The organism is Mesorhizobium sp. PAMC28654 (assembly GCF_020616515.1).
In the GTDB taxonomy this organism is placed as follows: domain Bacteria; phylum Pseudomonadota; class Alphaproteobacteria; order Rhizobiales; family Rhizobiaceae; genus Mesorhizobium.
Genome location: NZ_CP085135.1, coordinates 1,832,504 through 1,858,225, shown reverse-complemented (window position 1 = coordinate 1,858,225; position 25,722 = coordinate 1,832,504). Strand labels below are relative to the sequence as shown.

Sequence of the window (25,722 nt, the reverse complement as noted above, 5' to 3'; positions counted from 1 at the left end):
TTGACTTATCCCGCTTGTGCCCACGATTCACAGCGTCGAAAAAATTACTCGGCAATCCACGCGAAATTCGATTGACGAATCGAGTGGCAACGATATCGCCCTGGGTGGAACAAAACAAGAAAATTGATGAGGATTTCCAAGTGCCAACAAGCTGAGCGACACGATCAAAACTGGGCCAGCCGCCCTTCCAGGAACCGTCGCTCGAGAGCACATTACCGAAACACTAGTCGGACAGCGTGTCGCCCCAGTCCAGGCGTCGGGCGCGCTTGAACAGTTCACCGTCGCGCTTGGTGAACAGCCTTTCGGCAGCGCTGCCGTCTTCTTGGCACAGCTTGAGCAGAATCTTGCCGGAACCGGATTTCGTCGGCGCTATCACCCTTGCCCGGCGGGAAGCAGCAGGCTGACGCGAGGCGGCGATAAAGATGTATTTCTCATCTTCCCACGGCACCTCGGCGTCCTTCGCAAGCCTGTGCAGGCGCGAGCGGGCGACGCGGCGGGCAAAATGGCACCAGTCTGGTGGTGCGAGCGGGCAGGGTGCGTCATGCGGGCAAGGGGCAAGCACATGCGCGCCGGCTTCGATCAGTTGCCGGCGCACGGCAAGGATGCGCTGCCAGCCCGCCGGAGTGCCTGGCTCGACGATTAGAAGCGTGTCGGCGGTGAGTTGCCAGAGGCGGTCGGTGAGCTTCGGCAGCGATGCCGGCGTGATCTCGTCCAGCACATAGGCCGCGGTGACCATGTCGGCCGGTTTGAGGTCGGACAGGTCAATGGTGATATCCCCGGCAAGCCAGGTGATTTCGGAGGTGATCGCACCCGCGGCCATCGTCTCGCCAACCTTGCGCGCCGGGTTGCTGGCCTCGACCAGCGTTGCCTGCTGCAGGTCGGGCCACAGATCGGTCGTGGCCCAAAGCACGGTACCAGGGCCGGCGCCGACATCGAGCAATGTCCTGGGCGCGAACTCCGGTCTTGCTTCTTCAAGTGCATCGAGACTGGCACGAACTGCGGCATAGGTCGCCGGCAGCCGCGTCGCCAGATATGCCTTGACGGCCATGTCCTCGGCCATGTGCAGGCGGCCGTCCCGCAATTCGGCGCGGTAGCGGTCCGAAAGCGTCTTGGCGGCTTGCTTGAGCGCCGGCAGCGGCACCTTTTCAAGCATGCGATCGACGGCCTGCCGAAGCGGAGCGGGGAGTTCCATGATCTAGGCTCCCCGTGGAACGAGCAGGATGATCGACGCGCCGGCGATGCAAAGTGCGGCACCAGCAAGGTCCCATCGATCGGGGCGCACGCCCTCCACTAGCCAAAGCCAGGCCAGCGAAGCGCAAATGTAAATTCCGCCATAAGCGGCATAGGCGCGGCCAGCGGCCGCCGTGTCGACCAGCGCCAGCAGCCATGCGAACAAGATGAGCGAGACGAGGCCGGGCGCCAGCCACAGCGGCGATTTTTCCAGTCGCCACCATGCCCAGACTGAAAAGCACCCCGCAATTTCGGCAAGGGCAGCGGCGATGTAGAGCAGATAATTCATCAAAAAGGTCTCGCGGCGTTGGCGAGACCTTTTTCACGGCAGCAGCCGGCAATGGCAAGCGGCAATAGCGCGATTGCCGCCGCCTGCTATTTGTCAGCCACCCTGCGACGACGCGCTGGCTTGGTGGCGGCAGGTGCCTTTTCGCGGTGGCCCATGTCGCGCATCTCCAGGGCCTTTTCGCATTTGCCAATATAGTCGCGCGACATCGGCAGCGTGTCGTTCTTCTTGGCGATCTGAATCTGGAAGATCACCAGATCCTGCCAGCGGAAGGCGGCTTCCGACGCGGCCAGATAGAATTCCCACATGCGGCAGAAGCGCTCGTCATAGATCGCCTTGGCCTTGTCGCGGTTGGCGGCGAAGCGTTGGCTCCAGTGTTTTAGCGTATCGGCGTAGTGGAGGCGCAGGATCTCGACATCGGTGACCACGAGCCCCGATTTCTCGATCGCCGGCATCACTTCGGAGAGCGAGGGGATGTAGCCGCCCGGAAAGATGTATTTGCGGATGAAGGCGCTGGTGGCCCACGGCACGCCGGAGCGGCCGATCGTATGCAGCAGCATGACGCCGTCCGGCTTGAGCAGCGTCGCCGACTTGTCGAAGAATGTGCGGAAATGGTTGACGCCGACATGCTCGAACATGCCGACCGAAACGATGCGGTCGAAACGTTCGTTGAGTTCGCGGTAGTCTTTCAGTTCGAAATGCACGTGGCTTTCCAGGCCTTGCGCGTGAGCGCGGTCGGTGGCGACACCATGCTGCTCGGTCGACAGAGTCACGCCCTGCACATCTACGTCGAAAGCCTTGGCAAGATAGAGGCCGAGCCCTCCCCAGCCCGAGCCGATGTCGAGCACGGTCTGGCCAGGCTTCAGCCTGAGCTTTGCGGCGATGTGGCGTTTCTTGGCGGCCTGCGCCTCGTCCAGCGTCATGTCCGGCTGCTCGAAATAGGCGCAGGAGTACTGCATGTCCTCGTCGAGAAAGAGCCTGTAGAGGTCGCCGGACAGGTCGTAGTGGCGTTGCACATTGCGGCGCGAGCGCGACGCCGTGTTGATTTGGTGCAGGCGTCGGAAAGCGTGGCGCAGACCTTCGATCGCCTTGGACCAGGTCGCATCAATGCCACCGCTGCCCATGTTCTGGAAGGCGATGCGCATCACGCCCAGCGTGCCACCTTCGAGAATGTCGAGTTCGCCGTCCATGTAGGCTTCCGGAACCGCCAGCATCGGATCGAAGGTGATGGCGCGCTCGGCATGCGCGGTCTTGATGTGCATGTGCACCGGCTCGCCGCTGCCGTCGCCGAAAACCACTGTCGCGCCCTTGGGGCCGGTTACTTTGAGATTGCCGGTGCGCACCAGGCGGTCGAGAACGCGCTTCAACAGAATATTCATGACCAAATGTCCCCTCTCGGTCAGACAGGCTGTCCTACTCTGCATCAATATATAGGGGTTCGAAAAGTTCCATTTGGCACAAAAAAGCCCGGGCGAGAGGCCCGGGCATTGGTCCAGAATGACTGGAACCGATCGGATGTCGATGGGCAGCGGAGCGCCTCCGTCAGGACGCGCTCCAACTTCCTTACATCGTCATGCGTTGTCTTCGCCGCCTTCGAATTCGGAATTCGGGTCGAAGAAGTTCTCCGGCCGGGCGTTGTCGTTGATGTCGTCGCCGTAGATGGCTTCGGCGGTGGTCAGCGTCTCGCCCTTGGACTGGCGTTCGGCTTCGTCGGCCGTACGGGCAATGTTGAGCGTGATCGTGACTTCGACTTCCGGATGCAGCGCGATCGCGACATTGGTGAGGCCGATGGTCTTGATCGGATGGTTGAGCAGAACCTGGCTGCGAGCGACCGAGAAGCCTTCCGCCGTCAGCAGGTCGGCGATGTCGCGCGTCGACACCGAACCGTAGAGCTGGCCGGTTTCGCCCGCCGAGCGAACAGTGATGAAGCTCTTGCCGTCGAGCTTTTCAGCAACCTGCGTCGCCTCCGACTTGCGCTCGAGATTGCGTGCCTCGAGCTGGGCGCGCTGGCCCTCGAACTTCTTCTTGTTGGATTCGTTGGCGCGCAGCGCCTTGCCCTGCGGCAGCAGGAAGTTGCGAGCGAATCCGTCCTTGACCTTGACGGTGTCGCCCATCTGGCCGAGGCGGGAAACGCGTTCGAGAAGAATGACGTCCATGGTTTTGTTCCTTTCAGTTTGGCGCGTAGCGCCGAATTCAATGGAACAGGCCAGGAAGCAAAAGGGGCGTTGCCGCCGGTGTCGCTGTCCTGCCTGTCGCGGCAGTTAGAGGCTTTGGCCTCAACCCGGTATTTCAATGCATGTCGCCCAAAAGAGGTTTCCCGGTTTTGGGACAACGACATGCATCATCAGAACAATCCCTGCGGCGCCCGTCGCCGTGGGAGAAGAGCGGGCGGCAAGCCGCCCGCGTCAGAGAAATTAGCGAACCACGTAGGGCAGCAGGCCGAGGAAGCGGGCGCGCTTGATCGCCTTGGCGAGTTCACGCTGCTTCTTCTGGCTGACGGCGGTGATGCGACGGCACGATCTTGCCGCGCTCGGAAATGTAGCGCTGCAGCAGACGCACGTCCTTGTAGTCGATCTTGGGTGCGTTGGCGCCGGAGAACGGGCAGGTCTTGCGGCGGCGATGGAACGGACGCCGGGTCGGGATCTGATTGATGTCGACCATTATTCTGCACCCCCTTCAAAGCCTTCACGCGGACGGCGCGGACCACGATCAGCACCAGCGTCGCCGCCGAAGCTGCGCGGCGGACGATCGCCACGGTCGCCGCGATCACGGTCGCCGAACGAACGCGGGCCGCGATCACGATCGCCGAAGCCGCCACGCTCGGAGCGCTCTTCGCGCTTCTGCATCATGGCCGACGGGCCCTCCTCATGCGCCTCGACCTTGATGGTCAGGAAACGCAGCACGTCTTCGGACAGGCCCATCTGGCGCTCCATCTCGTTGAGCGCTGCCGGCGGGCAGGAAAGGTCCATAAGCGTGTAGTATGCCTTCCGGTTCTTGTTGACCCGGTAGGTGAGGGACTTCAGTCCCCAGTTCTCGACCCGACCGACGGACCCGCCATTCGCGGAGATGACGCCCTTGTACTGTTCGACAAGCGCATCGACCTGCTGCTGCGAGAGGTCCTGCCGGGCAAGAAACACATGTTCGTAAAGAGCCATATTGTATCTGTGCCTTTCTTCGTTTCTCTCCCGGTCCCGGCGGCAAAAGCCTCTGCAACTTCTCTGACCCACTGGTCCCGGTGAGGGGAAGGGGAAGAAAGGAGCATGACGAGACGGTCGAGAGCGGAGACACGGGAGGCGGAAACGCTTCTGGTTCCACGCGAAGGTTTGGAAAACCTCCGGCCCTCCGTTCAGCCCCCAGCAAGGACCGGCAGATTGCGGGCGTCTATACAGCAATCCCCAGGGAAGGCAAGGGCGGACAGTGTTTCAGTTGGCCAAACCCTTTGTCGCGGTGCTCGGGCCGACGGCTGCAACAGACGAGATTTGGCGGTCTTGCGGAAACCTGTCCTTAACCACCACGTCAGGTTGTGCACAATTGCATGGCCTTATCAACCGTCAGTTCACTACGAAAGGTGCAGGAGATTGGGATAGCCGCGGCAAAGCGGAAAACTGGGCACGGCCGGGGGGTAAGGATGCTCAAGAATTTCTGTGGCTCGAAGAGCGGTAATTTCAGTTTGATGCTGGCGCTTGGGCTGCCGGCGATCCTGACGGCCGTCGCCTTCGCATCGGATGTCTCGACCCTGATGCGAGCCCAGAGCAACCTGCAGAACGCGCTCGACGCGGCCAACCTTGCATCCTCGCATCTCGGTGACCTCGACGTCACGCGCCCGGACGCCTTCAACCGATACTTCCTGGCGAATATCGCTGGTCATGGCGAATTGAACAACGCCGTAGCGACGCTGACCGTCGACAAGGGCGTCAACTTCGTCAGGACGAAGGCGGTCGCGTCGGCGGACGTCAATTTGAACTTCGCCTTCCTGTTTGGAAAGGAGAAGCACATCACCGCCGATGCTTCTGCCGTCGAATCGAACAATCAGCTCGAAGTCGTGCTGGTCCTGGACAACACCGGCTCCATGGCCGGCGCACGCATGACCGCGTTGAGACAGGCGACGAAATCGCTGCTGGACTATCTCGAGGCGGTCAAGTCGCCGACCCGCAAGGTCCGTGTGTCGCTGGTTCCCTTTGTCACGGCGGTCAACGTCAATGGCGAGGGCTTCGATCCCTCATGGATCGACATGGACGGAAAGTCGTCGACCAATGGCATCAATTTCCCGGTCATCGACGGCAAGCGTCCCCACCACATGGCGCTGTTCAAGCAGCTGCAGCAAGACGTACCGGTAGCCAAGAGGACAGGCTGGAACGGCACCGGTTGGAAGGGCTGCGTGGAGGCGCGGCCGGGCACCTACAACATCTCCGACACACCGCCGGATCCCTCCAGGCCCGACACGCTGTTTGTCCCCTATTTCGCGCCCGATGATCCGGAAGTTGCCAAAAAGCCGTCCGGCTCCTACGGCAATTCGGCCACGGGCTACAACAATTCCTACCTCGATGATATCAGCGACAAGACCAAGCTCGCGCAGTCCGGCGTCAACATTCTCGGCATCGATCTGAGTGGACTCATCGGCGGTGTCGCGGACTTGCTCCTGGGTGCCGACATGGAAAAGATCGCCAGATATGTCGCGCCCGCCGCCAAGATCGTCACCGAAACGAGCGGCGCCTTAACAGTGGGGCCTAATCGCGCCTGCCCCACGCCTGTTGTCCCGCTGACCGACGATTTCGACAAGCTGCGCAAGGCCGCGAGCGAGATGACCGAATGGAACGGCTCGGGCACCAATGTGTCGGAAGGCCTGTCATGGGGGATGCGGGTGCTGTCGCCTGATCCGCCCTACACGGATGGAACACCATGGAAGACGCCTGGCGTCAGCAAGGTGGTGATGTTGCTGACCGATGGCGAGAACGTTGTCTATGGCGCCAGCAACCAGCCGACCAAGTCCGACTATACGTCCTATGGCTATCTGGCGGGCGGACGTTTCGGATCGGATAACCAGACGACGGCTGCACGCAACGTCGATAGCTGGACCAAAAGCGTTTGCACCCAGCTCAAGAGCCAGGGCGCTCAAATCTATACCATGGTGCTGCAGTCGGACACGGCTGCCAATCGCACGCTGTACAGCGCATGCGCGTCGAACCCGGTCGACTATTATGCCGTCAACGATCCGAGCAAGCTGCCGAACGTATTTCAGCAGATCGCCAACAAGTTCTCCAAGCTGCAATTGACCAATTAGGCGACCTCCCTAGCTGGTGTGGGCGACGAGCTTGTCCACGGTTTCGGGGAAGAAGTCGGGCGCCGCGTGGCGCTTGCCGAACATCATGTCGTATTGCAGCAGCCGGAAGTCGCGGATGGCCGGATCTACGTCCTTCTGCCGAGCCCAGTCGGGTGTTGCCTCGCCCGAAGGCTTCAGCAAGAGGTTGCGGTCGACGACGCTATAGTGTTCGCGCATCTCGCCCAGAAAGCCGGTGTAGTAGGGATGGCTGATGCCTGCCGTCTTCATAACGTGGTAGGGCAGGAAGGCAGGGCTGACCGCGCCCAGATCCTTGGCCGCCCCGGTGCGGTTGGACCACACGACCAAGGGCGTCTGGTGGTGCTGCAAAGCGGCTTCAACGGAGGCTTCCCTGCGTGGCGCGACGTTGTTGGTCATGAAGCCGGTTTCAACATAGACCGGGCCGAGCGGCGGCAGATGGTCGCCGAAAAAGGCAATGACCGTTGGCCGCTCGCGTTGCCTTGCCCATTCGATCAGCCGTTGGAGGCCGCGATCGGCATCGGAGGCGCCTTCGGCATAGGACAAGAGCGAGTCGCGTGCCCACTGGCTGGTCGGCGCCTGGACGATGTGGGTCGGATTGACATAGCGGTTGGGCTCATAGGGCCCGTGGTTCTGCAGGCTGACGGCAAAGAAGAAGAACGGCTCGTCTGTGTCATCGGCCTCGCGGATGATCTCGTCGGTCATGGCGGCGTCGGAGGCCAGCGGGCCGCGTCGTTCCATCGGCGGCAGGTTTTCCTCGGATTTGAAGTCGTCGAAGCCGAAATCGGCATAAACGGGCGTTCGGTTCCAGAACCAGCTGGTGCCTGGATGGATCGCACGGGTCGCGTAGCCCTCGCTTTTCAGGAATGTCGCCATCGACGGAACCGGTGCGCGCACATACTGCTGGTACGGAATGCTGCCAGCCGGCAGGAAGGCGTTGGAGAAGCCTGTCAGCGCCTCGAACTCGACATTGGCGGTCATGCCGCCGAACTCGGGCGAGAAGACATAACCCGAGCGCAGCGACCGCACGGTGGGAATCGGGTCTGGCGTGATCGTGACGCCGGGCAGAATGGCCGGATCCCAGAAGGATTCGCTCATGACGATGATGATATCGGGCTTTTCATCGGGCACGGAGGCCGTCACATCAGGCTTTTGGATCGCCGCGATCGCCTTGTCGGAATAGCCTGCCGGTGCCGTGACATGGGCCATCGGCACGTTGAGCGCGAAGGCGAGCGCGAAGCCGTTGGAGGCGTAATTCTCCTTCTGGTCCCACATCATCGGAATGATCTGCAGCCGGTCGCGCGTCCACGAGAAGGTCGCGTAATCCATGATCGAGACGAAGAAGGCGAGCAGCGGCACCGCCAGCGTCAGCCGCGCGAGGCGGCCCTTGTGACTCAACGCCGGCACGCGGCGGCGCCACTGGCGCCAGGCGAAGACGAGCAATGCGAGGCCCGCGACGATGCCGACGGTCATGGCAAGAGCCGTCATCGGGCGATCACGCACCAGAAGCGGCAACAGCGCGACGATCTGGCGGGCATAGAGGAAATCGGTCGGATAGAGCGGATCGCCGAGATAAAGCGATTTCTGATGGCCGACAAAGGCCAGCGACAGAGTCAGCGGCGCAATGATCATCAAGCTCTGATATGTGCGGCCCAGCACGGCATCGAGGCCGATCATGATCAGCGCGAACACCACGATCGTGGTCCAGCCAGGCTTGAAAGGCTGGAAGAAGAAGGAAACGGTGCCGGCAAAATCGCCGCGCACGATCAGTTCGATCGCGAACACCAGGATGGCCGAGGCAAGCAGGCTGGTCAGGCCGTACCGAATGATCGGCCAGGCTCTGCCCGGCAGATATCCGGTCGACGGATCGCCTTCCAGAAATTGCGGCGCGGCTTTGCCTGCGCCTTTCAAACCCTTTGCCAATCTAGAATTCCCCGGCCTGCAATAAATTCGTCACTGAATTGTCATTGAACTGTCACCGAAAACTAGCGCCTGTGGCGAAAAATGAGAAGAGCCAGCAAACGAATCGTGAGCGGTTTTCATCACGAGTGATCGGGTAAAAACCATTTGGAACAGACACTCTGCCGCCGTTTCCGTGCCAAGGTCCGCAAAGGGGCGGCCAAGGCGTGGGCTTGACTTGGCCGCCCGCCTTGCGTCACAGGCAGGCAAAATCAGTTGCTGGAGCAGGATATGGCCATCGCATTCACCTTTCCGGGGCAAGGCAGCCAGGCAGTCGGCATGGGCAGGGATCTGGCCGACGCCTTCCCGGAGGCGCGGCAGATCTTCCAGGAAGTCGACGACGCCCTCGGCGAAAATCTGTCGAAGTTGATCTGGGAGGGACCCGAAGAGACGCTGACGCTGACCGCCAACGCCCAGCCGGCCCTGATGGCGGTGTCGCTAGCCGCGATCCGGGCGCTCGAAGCGCGCGGCTTTTCCTTGAAGGACAAGGTCGCTTATGTCGCCGGGCATTCGCTGGGTGAATATTCGGCACTGGCTGCTGCCGGGTTCGTTTCGGTTGGTGACGCCGCCAGGCTTTTGCGCATACGCGGCAATGCCATGCAGGCGGCGGTGCCCGCCGGCGAGGGGGCCATGGCGGCAATCATCGGGCTGGAGCAGGCCGATGTCGAAGCGGCCTGTGCCGAAGCCGCCACGGGCTCTGTATGCCAGATCGCCAACGACAATGGCGGCGGCCAGCTGGTAATCTCCGGCGCCAGGGCGGCGGTCGAACTGGCCGCGAAGCTTTGCACGGAAAAGGGCGCCAAGCGTGCGTTGATGCTGCAGGTCTCAGCGCCTTTCCATTCGGCGTTGATGGCGCCGGCCGCGGATGTGATGCGCGAAGCGCTGGCCGGCGTGACGAAAAACGCGCCGGTCGTTCCCGTGGTCTCCAACGTGTCGGTGACGCCATCGAACGATCCGGACGAAATCGCTCGCCGATTGGTCCAGCAGGTGACTGGCCGTGTGCGTTGGCGCGAAACCGTGGAATGGTTCGGCCAGAACGGCGTGACCACGCTCTACGAGGTTGGGGCCGGAAAGGTGCTGTCCGGCCTGGCGCGGCGCATCAATCGCGACATCGCAACCAATGCCATAGGTACATCCGCCGACGTTGAAGCGGCATTGGCATTGCTTGCATAATCAGGCTCGATTTTGATCTCACCCATACGAAGGGTGTTCTCTTGAAAGGGAAGAAAATGTTCGATCTGACTGGCCGCAAGGCGCTCGTCACCGGCGCGTCCGGTGGCATCGGCGAGGCGATCGCCCGCGTGCTGCATGCGCAGGGCGCTGTCGTCGGCCTGCATGGCACACGCATCGAGAAGCTTGAGACGCTGGCCGCCGATCTCGGTGACCGGGTCATGCTTTTTCCCGCCAACCTGGCGAATCGCGATGAGGTCAAGGCGCTCGGCCAGAAGGCGGAGGCCGATCTCGAAGGTGTCGACATTCTCGTCAACAATGCCGGCATCACCAAGGACGGTCTGTTCGTGCGCATGTCGGACACCGACTGGGACTCGGTGCTCGAGGTCAATCTCACCGCCGTATTTCGGCTGACCCGCGAACTGACCCATCCGATGATGCGGCGCCGGCATGGCCGCATCATCAACATCACCTCGGTCGTGGGTGTCACCGGTAATCCCGGGCAGGCGAATTACTGCGCGTCCAAGGCCGGCATGATCGGCCTGTCCAAATCGCTGGCGCAGGAGATCGCGACCCGCAACATAACCGTCAACTGCGTCGCCCCGGGCTTCATCGAATCAGCGATGACCGACAAGCTCAACGACAAGCAGAAAGACGCGATCATGGCTGCGATCCCCACCCGGCGCATGGGCACAAGCGCCGAGGTCGCTTCCGCCGTCGCCTACCTTGCTTCGAACGAGGCCGCCTATGTCACCGGACAGACCATTCATGTGAATGGTGGCATGGCGATGATCTGACAAGGTCTCGAAGGGTTGTGAAAACTAACCATTTCGCCTTGGACCCTGGCGGTTTTTCGTGTAATGCGGCCCGCAACCCGGCGGTTCGGGCAAGAACCGGTCCTGTGCTGTTGTGTTTCCGACAGGACCATCTTTCAGCTTGATTAGCGGCATTCTGCCCGCTAACGAAGACAGACAAACAAAAGACGAGGATGCCCACATGAGTGACACCGCAGAGCGCGTCAAGAAGATCGTCATCGAGCATCTTGGCGTCGATGCCGACAAGGTGACGGAGCAGGCAAGCTTCATCGATGATCTGGGCGCCGACAGCCTCGACACGGTTGAACTCGTCATGGCGTTCGAAGAAGAGTTCGGCGTCGAAATCCCCGACGATGCGGCCGAGACCATTCTGACCGTCGGCGATGCCGTGAAGTACATCGACAAGGCTTCGGCCTGACGCTTTCGCAGTCATCACCTGGGGAGGGACCTGCGATGAGGCGTGTCGTCGTCACGGGCCTTGGGTTGCTGTCGCCATTCGGCATGGGCTTTGAGCACAGCTGGAAGGAACTTCTGACCGGCAGAAGCGCTGCCAAACGAGTCACCGAATTCGAGGTGGACGATCTTGCCTGCAAGATCGCCCACGTCATTCCGCGCGGTGACGGCAGCAATGGTACACTCAATCCAGAGGCTATTCTCGAGCCGAAGGAACTGCGCAAGATCGGCGACTTCATCCTTTACGGGATCGCGGCCGCCGACGAAGCGCTGAAGGACTCCGGCTGGGAGCCTCGGAGCGAGCAGGAGCGCTGCGCCACGGGCGTCATGATTGGTTCTGGCATCGGTGGCCTTGAAGGCATCGCCCAGAACGCGCTTATTCTCCACGAGCGCGGGCCGCGTCGTATCAGCCCGTTCTTCATCCCGGGAAACATCATCAATCTGGTGTCCGGGCAGGTGTCTATCCGACACGGGCTGAAAGGCCCGAACCACGCCGTCGTCACCGCTTGCTCGACCGGGGCGCATGCCATCGGCGATGCCGCCCGGTTGATCATCTTCGGCGATGCCGACGTGATGCTGGCCGGTGGCGCCGAAGCGCCGGTAACCCGGCTTTCGCTCGCTGGCTTTGCCGCCTGCCGGGCGCTGTCCACCGAACGCAACGACACGCCGCAAGAAGCCTCGCGCCCCTATGATCGCGACCGCGATGGTTTTGTCATGGGTGAGGGCGCCGGCGTCGTCGTGCTTGAAGAACTCGAGCATGCCAAGGCGCGCGGCGCAAAAATCTATGCCGAAGTGACCGGCTACGGTCTTACAGGCGATGCCTATCATATCACGGCGCCGGCTGAAGACGGTGACGGTGCCTTCCGTTGCATGACGGCGGCATTGAACAGGGCCAAGCTTACGCCCACGGACATTGACTATATCAACGCTCATGGCACCTCGACCATGGCGGACACGATCGAACTCGGCGCGGTCGAGCGGCTGGTCGGCAACGCCGCCTCCAAGATATCGATGTCGTCGACCAAATCGTCGATTGGCCATCTCTTGGGCGCGGCGGGTGCCGCCGAGGCGATCTTCTCGATTCTGGCCATACGCGACAACGTTGCGCCGGCGACCATCAATCTCGACAATCCCGAGCGGGAAACGGCCATCGATCTGGTGCCGAACACGCCGCGGGCTCGTCAGATCGACGTCGCGCTTTCCAATTCCTTCGGGTTTGGCGGCACCAACGCTTCGCTTGTCTTCCAGCGTTACAATGGCTGACCGGTTCGCTGGTCGGCATCGCCTCGCTGCGTCGTCAATTTCGCCATATTCGCCTCTACTCTGCCGCAGGGGATTCGCGCATCGGTCCGAGAATCGGTATCAGAATCGAAATCGATTTTTGCAAAGCACGATGCGCGGACTTGAAATGTTAGAGCGTACCTTGTGCGTCCACTGGGACGCACGTCGCTCTAAGAGATCAAACGGTAGGGCGCTATGACCACAAATCCGGCAAACAACGGGGAATTCGGCCAGAAGCCCGCGGCGCAAGGTCCTATCGTGCCGAAGACTGCCAGCGAGGCGTTGCGGCCCGAAGTCGGCACGCCGCCGCCCAACCGCTCGCGCGCCTCGCGCAGCCAGATCGTCGTGTTCATGAACTTCTTCTTCTCGCTGGTCATGCTGGTAATTCTGGCAGGCGGCCTGGCGATCTACTTCGGCAGGCAGGCATTCAATGAACCAGGTCCGTCGGTCAACGGCGACACGTTCATGGTCAAACAGAACTCCGGTGTTCAGGACATTGCCGACCAGCTCGAGCGGCGCGGATTGATCAGTGACGCCCGTGTCTTCCGCCTTGGCGTGCGCGCCTACGGAAACGATTCGGCGCTCAAGGCCGGTGAATACGCAATCAAGCCCCAGGCATCCATGCGCGATATCATGGACCTACTGAAGAGCGGCAAGTCGGTGATGTATTCGCTGACCATCCCCGAGGGGCTTACGGTCGAGCAGGCACTGGAGCGTATTGCCGAGCAGGACGCGTTGAGCGGTGACATGCCGAAGACCGCGCCAGTCGAGGGTAGCCTCGCCACCGACACCTTGCGCTTCACCCGCGGTGCGACACGCCAGCAGATGGTCGACAAGCTGCTGGCCGATCAGAAGAAACTGGTCGAGGACGTCTGGCAGCGTCGCGCGCCTGATCTGCCGCTGGCCAGTATCGACGACTTCGTCACATTGGCGTCGATCGTGGAGAAGGAGACGGGCAGGGGTGATGAGCGCTCGCGCGTTGCCGCCGTTTTTCTGAACCGACTGGCCAAGGGCATGCGGCTGCAGTCGGATCCGACCATCATCTATGGTCTGTTCGGCGGCAAGGGAAAGCCGGCCGATCGCCCGATCTATCAGTCGGACATCCAGAAGCCGACGCCTTACAATACCTATCTGATCAACGGTCTGCCGCCGACGCCGATCGCCAATCCAGGCCGGGCGGCACTTGAGGCGGTCGCCAATCCGTCGAAGACCGATGACCTCTATTTTGTCGCCGACGGTACGGGTGGCCACGTCTTTGCCTCAACGCTGGAAGAGCACAACCAGAACGTTGCCCGATACCGTGCGCTGCAGAAGAAGCAGGCTGACGATGCCGCCAAGGCCGACGCTGCCAAAGGTGGCGCTGATCAGACCGGTAAAGACAGCTCTGGCAGTGGAACCAATGCCGACAAGCCGGCGGACAATGGTGGCGATGATCTCGGCGGCGGCGACGCCGGCGCGGCACAGTAGGCGGCATTTCGCCTAGGATCCTTTGCGCCCCAATTTTGTGCGCAAAGGGCGGACTGATATTTTTGAGGGAGCGCCGCGCGACCCAATGGGAGCGCAAGGGATGCTCAGGAATTTGAAGCCGCGCACGATCGCTTTCGATTTTCGAGATCATGCGCCAAGGGGCGTACGGACAAAATGAATTTGCAGAGCATGACTGGTTGCACGCGCTGCGGGCGAGTACACCGGCACCGCGATCGCCTGGGAAGTCAAATCCGTTAACGGCAAGAGCGTCGAAGTCAGGCTGCGACTGGCGCAGGGGTTCGAGCGGCTGGAGCCAACTGTCAGGCAGACGATCCAGAAGCGGTTTTCCCGTGGCAATTTCCAGGCGACGCTGACGATTGGCCGCGCCGCCGGCACGCAAGCGCAACCTGTGGTCAACGAAGCATTCCTGAAGGATGTGGCCGGGCTGGCCAAACGGCTGCAGGAGCAGTTCGGCGTGGCGCCGGCTACCGCCGATGGGCTGCTATCGCTTCGCGGCGTGCTCGACATCCCCGAAACCATCGAAACGGAGGACGAGCGGGCTGCTCTCGACACCGCAATCATGGCTACGCTCGAAGAGGCGCTGGACGGGCTGGAAAAGGCGCGGCAGGGGGAAGGCGAGGCACTGCGTTCGCTGTTGTCGGGCCACATCGATGCCATCGAGGCGCTAACACTGCGGGCCGAGGCGGACCCGTCACGCGAGCCGGCCGCGATCCGCGAAAGGATCGCGGAACAAGTTCGGCTGTTGATGGACGCCTCCGCCAATCTCGACGCGAGCCGGTTGCACATGGAAGCGGCTTTCCTCGCCACCAAGGCCGACATTCGCGAAGAGATCGACCGCCTGAAGACGCACGTGGCGTCAGGCCGGGCGCTGCTCAAGGGGGGCGGCGCCATTGGCCGCAAGCTCGATTTTCTGGGCACAGGAATTTAACCGCGAATCGAATACGCTGTGCTCGAAGTCGAACGCTGCCGCCGTCACCGCCATTGGGCTGGAGCTGAAGGCGGTCGTCGATCAGTTTCGCGAACAGGTACAGAATCTGGAATAACCAATGGTGGCCAAAGATCCGATAGTTGCGAGAGATCTGGGTTCGCGCATTCGCCGCAGGGGGCTGATGCTTGTCCTGTCGTCGCCCTCCGGCGCCGGCAAATCCACGATCGCGCGCAATCTGCTTGAGAGCGATTCCAGCCTGGAATTGTCGGTCTCGGTTACGACCAGACCACGGCGGGGCAGCGAAATCGAGGGCGTCCATTATCATTTCCGGACCATGCGCGACTTCGAGCGGCTGCGCGATTCCGACGCCCTGCTGGAATGGGCTGAGGTGCACGGCAATTGCTATGCCACGCCGCGCGAGCCAGCCGAACTGGCGCTGGCGCAAGGCCGCGACATGCTGTTCGACATCGACTGGCAAGGCGCGCAGCAGCTCAAGGAGAAGATGCGCGCCGATATCGTCTCGATCTTCATCCTGCCGCCGTCGATGAAGGAATTGAAGGCAAGGCTCAAGCGCCGCGCCGAGGATCAGGAATCGGTGATCGATATGCGGCTGAAAACGCCCGCAACGAGATCGAGCACTGGAAGGAATACGACTTCGTCATCGTCAACGACGATCTCGATCGAGCCTTCGCCGAGGTGCGCGGTATCGTCGTCGCCGAACGTCTGAGACGCGATCGTCGGCCGGGCCTGTTCGATTTCGTCTCCGGGCTTCTGGACGAGAAGACGGGCTGATCTCCTGCTCCTGTCCATGGACGGGGGAAGGAGAGCTACACCGAATTGGTCAGCCGTACGAATTCCTCGACGCTCAGCGTCTCGGCGCGCCGGGTCGGGTCGATGCCCGCGCGCTCGAGCAGCGCTTCGCCACCCAGGCTCTTCACGCTTTGCCGCAGCATCTTTCGGCGCTGGCCGAACGCGGCCTCGGTGACACGTCCGAGCCGCTTGACGTCAACAGGCAAGGGCGTCTGGCGTGGCACCAGATGCACCACCGACGAGGTAACCTTGGGCGGCGGCGTGAATGCCTGCGGCGGCACGTCAAAGGCGATCCTGGCTTCCGTGCGCCAGCCGGCGAGCACGCCCAACCGGCCATAGGCATCACTGCCAGCGGCGGCGACAATGCGCTCGGCCACCTCGCGCTGGAACATCAGCGTCATCGATGTATAGAAAGGCGGCCAGTCGGTGACTGTCAGCCAGCGCACCAGGAGTTCGGTGCCGATATTGTAGGGGAGGTTGGCGACGATTTTCGTCGGCCCGTCTCCGGCAAGGGCTGCAAAATCCGTTTTCAGCGCATCGTCAGCAATCACATCCAGCCGGCCCGGATAATGATCCGACACTTCCGCCAATGCAGCCACGCAGCGCTCGTCCCGTTCGATGGCGATGACGCGGCTGGCGCCATGCAATAGCAGCGCACGAGTCAACCCGCCGGGGCCCGGCCCGACCTCGATCACGGTGGTTGCAGTCAGGTCGCCCGCGCTGCGCGCGATTTTTCCTGTCAGGTTCAAGTCGAGCAGGAAATTCTGGCCGAGCGCCTTTTTCGCTTGCAGGCCATGGCGTTCGATCACGTCGCGAAGCGGCGGCAGGCCGTCGATGCTCATGCGCGCGGGCTCAGGCGGGAAGCACTCATGCAGCAGCAGCTTTCGTTCCGGTGTCGGCCAGCCTTCTGGCAAGTTTCAAGGCCGCGATCAGGCTGTCGGCGCGCGCAATGCCCTTTCCGGCGATGTCGAAAGCCGTGCCGTGGTCCGGCGACGTGCGTATGAAGGGCAGACCGAGCGTAACGTTGACCGCTTCGTCGAAAGCGAGCGCCTTTGCCGGGATGAGCGCCTGATCGTGATACATGCAGATGGCTGCGTCATAGCCAGCGCGAGCTCGCGCATGGAACATCGTGTCGGCGGGAAGCGGGCCGAAGGCGTTTATCCCTTCCTCACGCAGGATGGCGATCGCCGGACGGATGATCCGCTCGTCTTCGTCGCCCATTGCCCCGCCTTCGCCGGCATGCGGATTGAGGCCGGCAATGGCAAGCCTCGGCTTCGATATGCCGAAGCGGCTTGCGAGGTCGGAGGCGGTTATGCGCGCGGTGGCGACGATCAGTTCGGTTGTCAGCGCCGTTGGCACTTTGGCCAGAGGGATATGGATAGTGACGGGAACGGTGGAGAGGTCTGGTCCCGTCAGCATCATCACCGGCATCACCTCGGTTCCGGTGTGCAGCGATGCCAGATGCGCCAGATATTCGGTATGACCGGGAAAGCGGAAGCCGGCATCATAGAGTGGCTTCTTGGCTATCGGGCAGGTGACGACCGCCGCGGCACGGCCGGCGAGGCAGTCCGCAACCGCGCGATCGATGGCTTCCACCGTGCCTGCGGCGTTGGCCGGGTCAGGCCTGCCGGGACTGTCGACGAAACGGGCGGAGAGCGGCACGACCGGCAATGCGCGCGAAAATGTCCGTGATGCCTGCGCTGGCGTTGTTTCGGCGATTTCCACGCTGGCGCCAACGTGATCTGCCCGTGCGGCCACCAATTGCGGATCGGCGAGGAGGTAAAAGGGCGGGATCGCGAACGCGTCCCTGGCCTGCCACGCGGCAATCGCGATTTCGGGTCCGATACCCGACGGGTCGCCAATGCTCAATGCCAGCGGGATCTCGGCGCCACGCACGATTATGCCGGAATTCAGCGCTTGACGATTTTGGCTTTCGCCTTCAGCTCGTCGAGATATTTCTTGCTGAGGTCGTCGGCGGCCTTGTCTGTCGAGCCCTCGCTCTGAAACACCATTTGCGCGACCTTGTCGTCGGACACTTCGCGCGAAGAGCAGATGCCGATGAACTCGATGCCTCGTTCGGTTTCACGCACTGGAGTGGCTCCACCGACCTTGGTGGCTTTGACCTGCTCTGCCCAGTCCGTCGGCAATTGCGGCGCCAGCACACGGCCGAGATCGCGAACTGTGACGTCCATTAGGCCCTTGGCGAATTCGCGCGTGGTGTTGCAACCATTGAAGCGGGCGCGCATGGCGTCGGCTTCGCGTTTGCGCTTGGCCAGCGTCGCGCTGCGCTCAGCTTGCGGCACCACGAAGATCACCTGCTGAAGCATGTATTCCATGGCGGTTGGCTTGGTGCCGCCATTGCTGAGCATGCGCTTTACAGCGTCCTGTTCGCTGGTTGCGCCGCCGCCACCATCGCCGGAACGGTAACGCGCGCTCAATGCCTGGTTCCAGGCCATCTGGGCGCGGATGAATTCCTTGAAATGCTCCTTGGTCACGCCCGATTTTTCCATGACGCCATCGAGCTGGCTGATCTGCATCTTGTTGGTCGTGGCAAAGCGCTGATAGGCGGCGTCGACCTGGGCATCGCCGATTTTGATACCGAGCCGCTTGGCCTCCGCCATCCGCAATGTCTGTTCGACCATCTCGTTGGCGGCATCGCCCTTACGGTGCTGGAGGCGCAGGAAGGCGGCCCTGTGCGCGATGTCGCCGCTGGTCACCGGTATGTCGTTGACGACGTATTTGATCTCGCTGGCGAATGCCGGCGGCGTCATGATTGTCATCGAGACGGATGTTGCAGCCACAAGCAGCGCAAATCCTGCCGAAAAGAGGTATTTCCTCATCGAAAGCATCCCAATTCTATTCCGGTCCCAGCTCTACTCTATCCCTGCCCCAGGGTGCGTGGAATCGGTGCCAGACCTATGCGGCGAAACGATGTCGTCAGCCGACTGCTTGCTCTTGGCCGACCGCCCTCTACTGGATCGTATCGATGGAGCTTTGTGACGACCCGAAATCACCAATCGTGCGGAATGACAGGTTGAAGCCGATGGTCTGCGAGACCTCTCGGGTGGTCAGGTCGCGCGATTGCGAAAAGGTCATCAGATAGGTGAAGCACGAATCATTATAAGCGAAGCCCACGCCATCCTTGACCAGAAGGCTGCTCTGTATGTCGTAGGTGCCTGTTCCGAAGACACGCCAGGCCTCGGCAAGATGCGTGGACGCGCCAAGCGTGACCTCTTGGCGATCCTCCGTGAAGCCATAGAGAGGCTGGGCCTGGATGAACGCGTATTTGGCGCTCAGCGAAACCGGCAGGCCGGAATAGGCGGCCTTCAACTCGGCACGGCGGACTTCGAAGGTCTGTTCGTCGAAACGACCGCTGACCGAGCCGGAGAACCCGTTGGGGCTGTTGAGGCCGATCAGGCCGACGTAATCGGATGAAGACGTCTGGAGGCCAGAATAGGCACCGACATTAACGAGGTCCGGTGCGTCGAAGGAGTTGCGTCCGGCGAGCTGGTAGGACTGGCCGAACAGGCCGTTTGTGCTCCAGCCATTGTCATAGGAGCCGGAATAGCGCAGGCCGACATTGGCCCTCGTGCCGCCTTCGACGCGGTCATAGCCGGAAAACTTGTCTTCCTCGAACAATGTTGTCGCGTCGAAGACAAGGCTCTGGGCGTCCTCGTTGGGCACGGCGAGACCGCCGACATACTGCTCGTTAGGACGCGCGAAAACCTGCGCCATCGGCTCGAGGACATGGCTGGAATTGGCCGCCGCAAACAGCAGCGGCCAGCGAACTTCAAGTCCGGCGGTCGCCATGTAGGTGGCCAGCGACGAGCGCATATCGTCCTGCACGTTCAAAGTCGTTGCCATGTTGTTGATGGCGGCAAGCGAGGCTGACGATGCATTGAGATAGCTGGCATCGCCGCGTAGCGCGAACATGGGCGTGAGCACCAGCCCATCCTCGGTCGTGAAGGTCCGCTTCCACTCGGCTTCCGCCGTCAACCTCGCGGAGTCGCCCTGAATGCCAGGAACGCGTATGGTCGGGGTGGTGTCGTCGTATGGCGTTTTGAAGCCTTCATCCAGGCTGTCGCGGCGGATGGCCCTCGCGTTCACATTGATCGACAACTGGCCTCCGGCCACCGCCACGTCAGGGATGTACGCATAGTCAAGCGACGGCAGGACCCAGGGCTGCTGGCCGGCGCGTGCGGAAGGGTCCGAGCTCAGCGTATTTTCCTGGACGTCGAAGCGCATGGCACGCAGGTCGAAATAGTTACGGTCGTTGAGACCGGTCAGATAGACCTCGGAGCGATGGATGACGTCGCTATAGTCCTTGATGCTGTAGGTGCTCGAAAAATTCTTGTCGGTCTGCAGCAGGATATTCCAGCCGAAATCCCAGCGCGGATTGATGGCGAACTGGCCCTGGGTGCCCATCATGCCGCGGAATTTGTTCGGATCGCCTGGCCCTCCGGAATCGACATTGTACCCGTTGCTGTCGACAAAGGCGCCGGGGTCTCGTTGCTGGATGCCCGCGATCTTTACGCTGTATTCGCCATTGTTGAAACGCTGGCGCCATTCGGCCTCGCCAAGGAAGCCCTGCTTGGTGTAGCCGGTGCCCGTGACCGTAAGGTCATATGTTGGCGATAGCGCGAAATAGTAGGGAACCTTGACGCTGTAGCCCAGATCGCTCTTGTAGCCGATGCTGGGGATCAGGAAGCCGCTCTTGCGCTTGACCGTTGGATCCGCAATCTCGAATGCCGGCAGATAGGCGAGTGGAAAGCCGAAGAATTCAAAATTCGCGTTCTCGAAGCGAACCGTCTTCTTCTCGCCGTTCCAGATGATCTTCCGCGCCTTGACGCGCCAGGTCGGCGCTTTGTCCGGCTTGTCTTCGCAGGGTGCACAGGCGGTGTAGACACCATTGTGGAACGTGGTCAGCACGCCGCCCATGCGCTCGGCGCTTTCCGCCGCGAAATAGGCCTTGTCGACCGTTTCGACACGCAGTGCGTTTGCGAAGCCATCGGCGAAGTCGTCGGTGAGGTCGACGTGGTCTGAATAGACCTTGGTACCGTCGGCGTTGATGACCTGAACATTGCCACTGGCAACGAGGCGCTTGGTCTTGCGGTTGTATTCGACCCGCTGCGCCACGAGGCGGTTGCCGCCATAGTCGATCTGCGCCGCCGACGGCCGTTACCGTCTGGTTGTCGTTGTCATAGACAAGCGTATCCGCCGCCAGCAGCATTTGCGAGCCGGACGGCACTTTCTGCGCCAGATCCGTTACCTGCTGGGCAACGGCTGGCACGATGGTGACGCCGCAGGCGACAAGGCATGCCAAGGCGCTTGCCGCGTAAAGGCGCGCCAAACCGGCCTGCCTATAGCTGCGCAAAACCGCCTCCCTCACTAGCCGTCTTCCTTGTATAGCAGGAATGTCACCCCAAAGAACATAGCCACAACAACCGGAACCCACGCAGCCACAGCGGTGGGCACGAATCCCGCAACGCCGAATGCTTTGACCAACACCGAAACGACATAAAGCAGAAACCCGGCGAGGACGCCACCCAGAATCATCGTTGCGGACTGCCCCATCCTCGCAAATCGCATTGATACTGTTGCAGCAATCAGCGTCATGGCGACGAGCAGGAATGGCAGCGCCACCAGCGAATCAAACTGCATTGCGAAGGCATTTGCCTTGAGGCCGAAGGAGCGGGCAACCTCGATCTTGCCCGGCAGATCGTAGAACGGGATCGTTTCCGGGCGTGCCAGCCGCTCCTGGACGAATTCGGGCTTCAGATTGGTCGGTACGCGATCGCTGCCCACCGATCGGATGGTGCCATCCTTGAATATCTTGACGTCCTGCAGTTCCCAGTAGCCGTCGCGCAGATAGACGCGTGCCGCGTCCTTGCGTTCGACGATATCGCCTTGCGGGCTGAGGATGAAGAACACCGCGTCGGCCATCTCCAGGCCCTGGTTGAGAATGGCGCGGGCGCCGATGATGGTGTCGCCCGTACTGGTCTTCTGCCGGATCCAGGGGGCGGCATCGGCCGAAACGGCGTTCGATTTGCCGGAGCGGAGCTCGGTCTCCATCCGCTCGGACCAGGAAAAGGCATGCGCGGCGATCGGATTGATGATCCCGACCGAAAAGGCGCCGAAAAGAAGCGCCCCGATGCAGCACGGCAAAAGGAACTGCCAGGCGGACACGCCGGCGGAACGCGCTATGACCAGCTCATATTTGCGATTGAGCGATACCAGGGTCGCCATTGCCGAGAACAGGCCGACGAATGGCACGGTCTGCAGCATGATCATCGGCATCCTGAGCCCCGAAATGGCGAGCGCCGTTCCGTAGGTGAAGCCCGGCAACCCGGTGGTGCGGCCGGAAAGCTCGGTGAAATCGATCAGGAACACCAGCGCCAGCAGGCCGATGAAGAACCAGATGGTGATCGATACATAGCGGAAGAAAAAATACCGGCCCAGTGTCCAACCCATCAGCCGACCCTTTGTCCAGACGTGCTGCCCCTGGAAAAGCGCAGCTTGAGGGCGTTCCATCCCTCTGTGACGCGATCGGCGCAGTTGGTCATCCAGTCAGCCCAGGCCACCGGCAGTTCCATGGTTCGGTTGGTGACGATGAACCAGATGGCGATCGCGGATGCGACGATCGGCACGCCATAGACCATGTAGGCAAATTGCGGCACCGTGTCGGCCTTGCCGTCGGCGAAGAATCCAAACCAGCGGACAAACAGGGAGATGCCGATGGCCGTGATCAGCGGATTGACGCGCGCCTCGCGATGCGAGCGTGCATCGCCGGCCACCGCAAGTGCTATCAGCGCGAAGACCAGCGAGTAGGTCCATTCCGTGAAGCGCTGGTTGACCTCGGCCTGGTAGGTGTTGGGCTCTCGCTGGAAAACCTTGTCGTTCGGGTCCGGATTGAGCAGATACTGCGTAGTCTGGTCCTTCGCCATCAGGGTTACCGCCGATGCCGCCGCCATGAAGGCCGACAGGTCGAACGCATAGGATGTGAACCGGATGACGGAAAGATCGCCCGTCAGCGTTTTGCGATGGATGACGCCGTCGTTCATCATCAGCACCTTTTCGGCGCCGCGTTCGACGATGGAGCCGCTCTTGGCATAGTAGACGAGGTTGACGCCTTCCTCTCGCGAATCGGCAACGAAGATGCCGCCGAGACGATTGTCCGGAAGCCGTTCGCCGATCTGCAGGAACAGGCCATCGTCGATCTTGCGGAAGGTGCCTTCCTGGATGACCAGGGTCAACAGATCCGCCCGTGATGACGCCACCAGCTCGCGATTTTTCTGGCGTGCATAGGGATCGATGCCGTTGTCGACGGCGAATGAAAAGATGGCGGCTCCGAGCGCAAGCAGCATGATCGGCCTGACGATTGTCCAGCGCGATGCACCAGCTGCATTGATGACGGCCAGTTCCGAGTCCGCATTCATCGTGCTGAGCGTCTGCGCTACCGCCACCACCAGCGCAAAAGGCACGACGATCGGGATGATCGACGGCAAAATGAGAGCGGCGACTTCGAAGAAGGTGAGGGCCGACTGGCCGCTGTCGGTGACAAGATCTATGCGGGCTAGAACTTGCGTGGTCCACACGATCGCCAGCGTCCAGACCAGCGCTGCCATGAAGACCACGAAAGCGCGGCGCATGATGTAGCGTTCAACGACCTTCATGAAGGCTTTTCTCGATTTTTTCGAACGGCATCATGCCGCCGAACAAGGTAGCCGTCCGCCGCCGCCCGCACAACCGGTTCGATCTGGTTCCCGTCCCACATCATGTTCCCCGGCAGGCCGGAGTGTCGGCGGGAATGGATAAGAAAGGGCGAACATGCTTGGTTAACAACAGGTTGCGGCGAAAGAAGAGGAGCCGTGCCGTGCCGAATCGACGTCGGTTCCGTCAGCCATATGGGGTGCGATTTCGGCAAAGTCTTGCCAAATGCGGGAAAACGACCAAATGTCGCGCACTCCACGAGACGACGCTGGAACGTTTGAAGCACCTCCCCGAAAGCAGGACATGATGAATTCGAGACCTTCGATTGCCTTTGCCAAGTTAACAACGCCCAAGAAGGGGAGCGTCTTCGTGCTCTCGGCGGAGGGGAGCGGGTTGAGCGACGCGGCAAAGGGTTGCGATCCCGCCAAGGCACTCGAGCGCGCATTTCCGGTCGCCGACTTCACGGCCAAATTCGCAAGCGTCGTCGAAGTGCTGGCGCCCGAGGGAACGCCGTTCGATCGGCTGGTCGTGATCGGCGCCGGCAAGGTGTCGGCGCTCGATGACTACGCCTGGCTGAAGCTTGGTGGAACCATTGCCGCGTCGTTGCGCAAGGCGGTTGACGTTGCGATCGTTCTCGATCTGGCCGACACCTCTGTTGGCGCTCAGGAGGCGGCGAACCTTGCCGCGGGCATCCTTTTGCGCAGCTACTCCTTCGACAAGTACAAGACCAAGAAGGACAATGGCGATGGCAAGGACGATACGAAGAAGCCGGCAAGGATAACCATCCACACCAATGATCCAGCCGGCGCGAAAAAGGCCTTCGCCGATGAGGTGGCGGTGATCGATGGCGTCCTTCTGGCGCGCGACCTGGTCAATGAGCCGGCAAATGCGCTCGGACCGGTGGAGTTTGCCGCCCGCGCCAAGGAACTGGAAGCATTGGGCGTCAAGGTCGAAATCCTCACCGAGAAGGAGATGAAGAAGCTCGGCATGGGCTCGTTGCTCGGCGTTGCGCAGGGATCGCCGCGTGGCGCCCGCATGGCGGTGATGCAATGGAATGGCGGCAAGGCCAAGGACAGCCCCATCGCTTTTGTCGGCAAGGGCGTCACCTTCGATACAGGCGGCAACTCGATGAAGCCGGCATCCGGCATGGAGGACATGAAGGGCGACATGGGCGGTGCCGCGGCGGTGACCGGCCTGATGCAGGCGCTCGCGTCGCGCAAGGCGAAGGCCAATGTCGTCGGCATCATCGGGCTGGTGGAAAATGCCGTCGACGGTCATGCCCAGCGTCCGGGTGATATCGTAACTTCGATGTCGGGTCAGACCATCGAGGTGCTCAACACGGACGCTGAAGGCCGCCTCGTCCTGGCCGATGCGCTGTGGTACTGCAACGACCGTTTCCAGCCAAGGTTCATGGTCAATCTGGCGACATTGACCGGCGCCGTCATGGTGGCGCTCGGCCAGCATTATGCCGGCCTGTTCTCCAACAATGACGAACTGTCGGAAAAGCTGACGGCAGCCGGCCAGGCGACGCAAGAAAGATTGTGGCGCATGCCGCTTGGCGCCGAATACGACAAGCTCATTGATTCCAAGAACGCCGACATGAAGAATATCGGCGGCCGCTATGGTGGCGCCATCATCGCCGCGCAGTTCCTGCAGCGCTTCGTCAAGGACACGCCATGGGCGCATCTCGACATTGCCGGCACCGCGATGGGTGCGCCGTCGAGCGAGATCAACCAGTCATGGGGCTCGGGTTTTGGCGTCAGGCTGCTCGATCGCCTCGTGCGGGACAATTATGAGCAATAGGCGGCTGGAAACGATGCGGCCGTCGACGCTATAGAAGGCGATGGCCGACGTCCTTTTCTATCACCTGACCGAATCGACACTCGAGGACGCGCTTCCCGGCCTCCTCGAGCGCAGTGTCGATCGCGGTTGGCGCGCCGTGGTGCAAACCGGCACCGAGGAGCGGCGCGATGCACTCGATATGCATCTGTGGACATTTCGCGACGATTCGTTCCTGGCCCATGCCACGGATCGCGAAGCGCATACCGCCGACCAGCCTGTCCTTTTGACCACAGGCGACAGCAACCCGAACGAGGCAAAAATCCGTTTTCTGGTCGATGGTGCGGCGCCCCCGGATCTTGCCGGCTACGAACGCGCCGTCTTCCTGTTCGACGGTCATGACGCTGCCCAAGTCGAGGCGGCGCGGGCGCACTGGAAGACGATGAAGGATGCCGGCCACGCCGTGACCTACTGGCAGCAGACGCCAGACCGCCGCTGGGAGCGCAAGGCATGATGC

At 61.6% G+C, this 25,722-nt stretch carries 19 protein-coding genes and 4 pseudogenes; 10 read left to right on the top strand and 13 right to left on the bottom strand.

Translation table 11 applies throughout. The features are described from left to right. Window positions 1-223: 223 nt before the first annotated feature. From LGH82_RS09490 to rpsF, 6 genes and pseudogenes are all read right to left on the bottom strand, one after another. On the bottom strand, window positions 224-1,192 hold the full coding sequence (locus LGH82_RS09490) for a small ribosomal subunit Rsm22 family protein (RefSeq protein ID WP_227348252.1): 969 nt from the start codon (window positions 1,190-1,192) through the stop codon (window positions 224-226). A gap of 3 nt (window positions 1,193-1,195) precedes the next feature. Beyond that, on the bottom strand, window positions 1,196-1,519 hold the full coding sequence (locus tag LGH82_RS09485) for a YnfA family protein (RefSeq protein WP_227348251.1): 324 nt from the start codon (window positions 1,517-1,519) through the stop codon (window positions 1,196-1,198). 86 nt (window positions 1,520-1,605) lie between these two features. Then, the gene (locus tag LGH82_RS09480; RefSeq protein WP_227348250.1) at window positions 1,606-2,895 is read right to left on the bottom strand and encodes an SAM-dependent methyltransferase; all 1,290 of its coding nucleotides are present in this window, start codon (window positions 2,893-2,895) and stop codon (window positions 1,606-1,608) included. Between the two features lie 192 nt (window positions 2,896-3,087). After that, window positions 3,088-3,672 carry a 50S ribosomal protein L9 gene (rplI, locus tag LGH82_RS09475; protein ID WP_227348249.1) on the bottom strand — a complete coding sequence of 195 codons (585 nt, stop codon included), beginning with the start codon at window positions 3,670-3,672 and terminating at the stop codon, window positions 3,088-3,090. 258 nt (window positions 3,673-3,930) lie between these two features. Further along, window positions 3,931-4,177 (bottom strand): annotated as a pseudogene (gene rpsR / locus LGH82_RS09470) (30S ribosomal protein S18). Further along, complete coding sequence (gene rpsF, locus LGH82_RS09465) at window positions 4,177-4,671, bottom strand: 30S ribosomal protein S6 (protein WP_227348248.1); 495 nt, start codon at window positions 4,669-4,671, stop codon at window positions 4,177-4,179. The pseudogene rpsR and the gene rpsF overlap by 1 nt, the downstream one beginning before the upstream one ends. 473 nt (window positions 4,672-5,144) lie before the next feature. Between rpsF and LGH82_RS09460 the strand changes: the two genes are divergently transcribed. After that, the gene (locus tag LGH82_RS09460; RefSeq protein ID WP_227348247.1) at window positions 5,145-6,797 is read left to right on the top strand and encodes a pilus assembly protein; all 1,653 of its coding nucleotides are present in this window, start codon (window positions 5,145-5,147) and stop codon (window positions 6,795-6,797) included. 9 nt (window positions 6,798-6,806) lie between these two features. Here the strand turns inward: LGH82_RS09460 and LGH82_RS09455 are convergent, their stop codons facing one another. After that, a complete protein-coding gene (locus LGH82_RS09455; protein ID WP_227348246.1) occupies window positions 6,807-8,735 on the bottom strand; it encodes an LTA synthase family protein in 1,929 nt (642 codons plus the stop codon). 267 nt (window positions 8,736-9,002) lie between these two features. Between LGH82_RS09455 and fabD the strand changes: the two genes are divergently transcribed. From fabD to gmk, 7 genes and pseudogenes are all read left to right on the top strand, one after another. Then, window positions 9,003-9,944 carry an ACP S-malonyltransferase gene (gene fabD, locus LGH82_RS09450; RefSeq protein ID WP_227348245.1) on the top strand — a complete coding sequence of 314 codons (942 nt, stop codon included), beginning with the start codon at window positions 9,003-9,005 and terminating at the stop codon, window positions 9,942-9,944. 56 nt (window positions 9,945-10,000) lie between these two features. Then, window positions 10,001-10,738 (top strand): 3-oxoacyl-[acyl-carrier-protein] reductase, encoded by a 738-nt coding sequence (gene fabG, locus LGH82_RS09445; RefSeq protein ID WP_227348244.1) that lies wholly within the window; start codon window positions 10,001-10,003, stop codon window positions 10,736-10,738. Window positions 10,739-10,937: 199 nt separating this feature from the next. Then, window positions 10,938-11,174, top strand: a complete 237-nt coding sequence (locus LGH82_RS09440) for an acyl carrier protein (RefSeq protein WP_006203723.1) — start codon at window positions 10,938-10,940, stop codon at window positions 11,172-11,174. A 35-nt stretch (window positions 11,175-11,209) separates the two neighbouring features. Then, window positions 11,210-12,472: a beta-ketoacyl-ACP synthase II gene (fabF, locus tag LGH82_RS09435; RefSeq protein ID WP_227348243.1), complete on the top strand. Its 1,263-nt coding sequence runs from the start codon at window positions 11,210-11,212 to the stop codon at window positions 12,470-12,472. 213 nt (window positions 12,473-12,685) lie between these two features. Continuing rightward, the gene (gene mltG, locus LGH82_RS09430) at window positions 12,686-13,957 is read left to right on the top strand and encodes an endolytic transglycosylase MltG (RefSeq protein WP_227348242.1); all 1,272 of its coding nucleotides are present in this window, start codon (window positions 12,686-12,688) and stop codon (window positions 13,955-13,957) included. 174 nt (window positions 13,958-14,131) lie between these two features. Further along, window positions 14,132-15,021, top strand: a pseudogene (locus LGH82_RS09425) (YicC/YloC family endoribonuclease). A 3-nt stretch (window positions 15,022-15,024) separates the two neighbouring features. After that, window positions 15,025-15,698, top strand: a pseudogene (gmk, locus tag LGH82_RS09420) (guanylate kinase). A 35-nt stretch (window positions 15,699-15,733) separates the two neighbouring features. Here gmk and rsmA read toward each other — a convergent pair. The 6 genes and pseudogenes from rsmA to lptF all read right to left on the bottom strand — a co-directional run bounded on the left by rsmA (window position 15,734) and on the right by lptF (window position 23,389). Further along, window positions 15,734-16,558 carry a 16S rRNA (adenine(1518)-N(6)/adenine(1519)-N(6))-dimethyltransferase RsmA gene (gene rsmA, locus LGH82_RS09415; protein ID WP_227348241.1) on the bottom strand — a complete coding sequence of 275 codons (825 nt, stop codon included), beginning with the start codon at window positions 16,556-16,558 and terminating at the stop codon, window positions 15,734-15,736. Window positions 16,559-16,583: 25 nt separating this feature from the next. After that, entirely contained in the window at window positions 16,584-17,612 is a 1,029-nt protein-coding gene (gene pdxA, locus LGH82_RS09410) for a 4-hydroxythreonine-4-phosphate dehydrogenase PdxA (protein WP_227348240.1), read from the bottom strand. Between the two features lie 14 nt (window positions 17,613-17,626). Beyond that, on the bottom strand, window positions 17,627-18,565 hold the full coding sequence (locus LGH82_RS09405) for a SurA N-terminal domain-containing protein (protein WP_227348239.1): 939 nt from the start codon (window positions 18,563-18,565) through the stop codon (window positions 17,627-17,629). A gap of 121 nt (window positions 18,566-18,686) precedes the next feature. Then, window positions 18,687-21,105, bottom strand: a pseudogene (locus LGH82_RS09400) (LPS-assembly protein LptD). Beyond that, window positions 21,105-22,190, bottom strand: coding sequence for an LPS export ABC transporter permease LptG (gene lptG / locus LGH82_RS09395; protein ID WP_227349532.1), 1,086 nt, complete (start codon window positions 22,188-22,190; stop codon window positions 21,105-21,107). Before lptG ends, LGH82_RS09400 begins: the two are co-directional and overlap by 1 nt. Beyond that, window positions 22,187-23,389, bottom strand: a complete 1,203-nt coding sequence (lptF, locus tag LGH82_RS09390; protein ID WP_227348238.1) for an LPS export ABC transporter permease LptF — start codon at window positions 23,387-23,389, stop codon at window positions 22,187-22,189. The genes lptG and lptF overlap by 4 nt, the downstream gene beginning before the upstream one ends. Before the next feature lie 343 nt (window positions 23,390-23,732). Between lptF and LGH82_RS09385 the strand changes: the two genes are divergently transcribed. Then, complete coding sequence (locus tag LGH82_RS09385) at window positions 23,733-25,229, top strand: leucyl aminopeptidase (RefSeq protein WP_227349531.1); 1,497 nt, start codon at window positions 23,733-23,735, stop codon at window positions 25,227-25,229. Window positions 25,230-25,269: 40 nt separating this feature from the next. After that, entirely contained in the window at window positions 25,270-25,719 is a 450-nt protein-coding gene (locus LGH82_RS09380; protein ID WP_227348237.1) for a DNA polymerase III subunit chi, read from the top strand. Window positions 25,720-25,722: the final 3 nt, after the last annotated feature.

Bases quoted from the DNA above. Each gene is read 5' to 3' on its own strand.
- fabF (WP_227348243.1), top strand. From the start codon at position 11,210: ATGAGGCGTGTCGTCGTCACGGGCCTTGGGTTGCTGTCGCCATTCGGC.
- LGH82_RS09380 (WP_227348237.1), top strand. From the start codon at position 25,270: ATGGCCGACGTCCTTTTCTATCACCTGACCGAATCGACACTCGAGGAC.
- mltG (WP_227348242.1), top strand. From the start codon at position 12,686: ATGACCACAAATCCGGCAAACAACGGGGAATTCGGCCAGAAGCCCGCG.
- LGH82_RS09485 (WP_227348251.1), bottom strand. From the start codon at position 1,519: ATGAATTATCTGCTCTACATCGCCGCTGCCCTTGCCGAAATTGCGGGG.
- LGH82_RS09440 (WP_006203723.1), top strand. From the start codon at position 10,938: ATGAGTGACACCGCAGAGCGCGTCAAGAAGATCGTCATCGAGCATCTT.
- LGH82_RS09490 (WP_227348252.1), bottom strand. From the start codon at position 1,192: ATGGAACTCCCCGCTCCGCTTCGGCAGGCCGTCGATCGCATGCTTGAA.
- fabG (WP_227348244.1), top strand. From the start codon at position 10,001: ATGTTCGATCTGACTGGCCGCAAGGCGCTCGTCACCGGCGCGTCCGGT.
- LGH82_RS09460 (WP_227348247.1), top strand. From the start codon at position 5,145: ATGCTCAAGAATTTCTGTGGCTCGAAGAGCGGTAATTTCAGTTTGATG.
- LGH82_RS09405 (WP_227348239.1), bottom strand. From the start codon at position 18,565: ATGCTTTCGATGAGGAAATACCTCTTTTCGGCAGGATTTGCGCTGCTT.
- fabD (WP_227348245.1), top strand. From the start codon at position 9,003: ATGGCCATCGCATTCACCTTTCCGGGGCAAGGCAGCCAGGCAGTCGGC.
- LGH82_RS09480 (WP_227348250.1), bottom strand. From the start codon at position 2,895: ATGAATATTCTGTTGAAGCGCGTTCTCGACCGCCTGGTGCGCACCGGC.
- rplI (WP_227348249.1), bottom strand. From the start codon at position 3,672: ATGGACGTCATTCTTCTCGAACGCGTTTCCCGCCTCGGCCAGATGGGC.
- lptF (WP_227348238.1), bottom strand. From the start codon at position 23,389: ATGAAGGTCGTTGAACGCTACATCATGCGCCGCGCTTTCGTGGTCTTC.
- rsmA (WP_227348241.1), bottom strand. From the start codon at position 16,558: ATGAGCATCGACGGCCTGCCGCCGCTTCGCGACGTGATCGAACGCCAT.
- rpsF (WP_227348248.1), bottom strand. From the start codon at position 4,671: ATGGCTCTTTACGAACATGTGTTTCTTGCCCGGCAGGACCTCTCGCAG.
- LGH82_RS09385 (WP_227349531.1), top strand. From the start codon at position 23,733: ATGAATTCGAGACCTTCGATTGCCTTTGCCAAGTTAACAACGCCCAAG.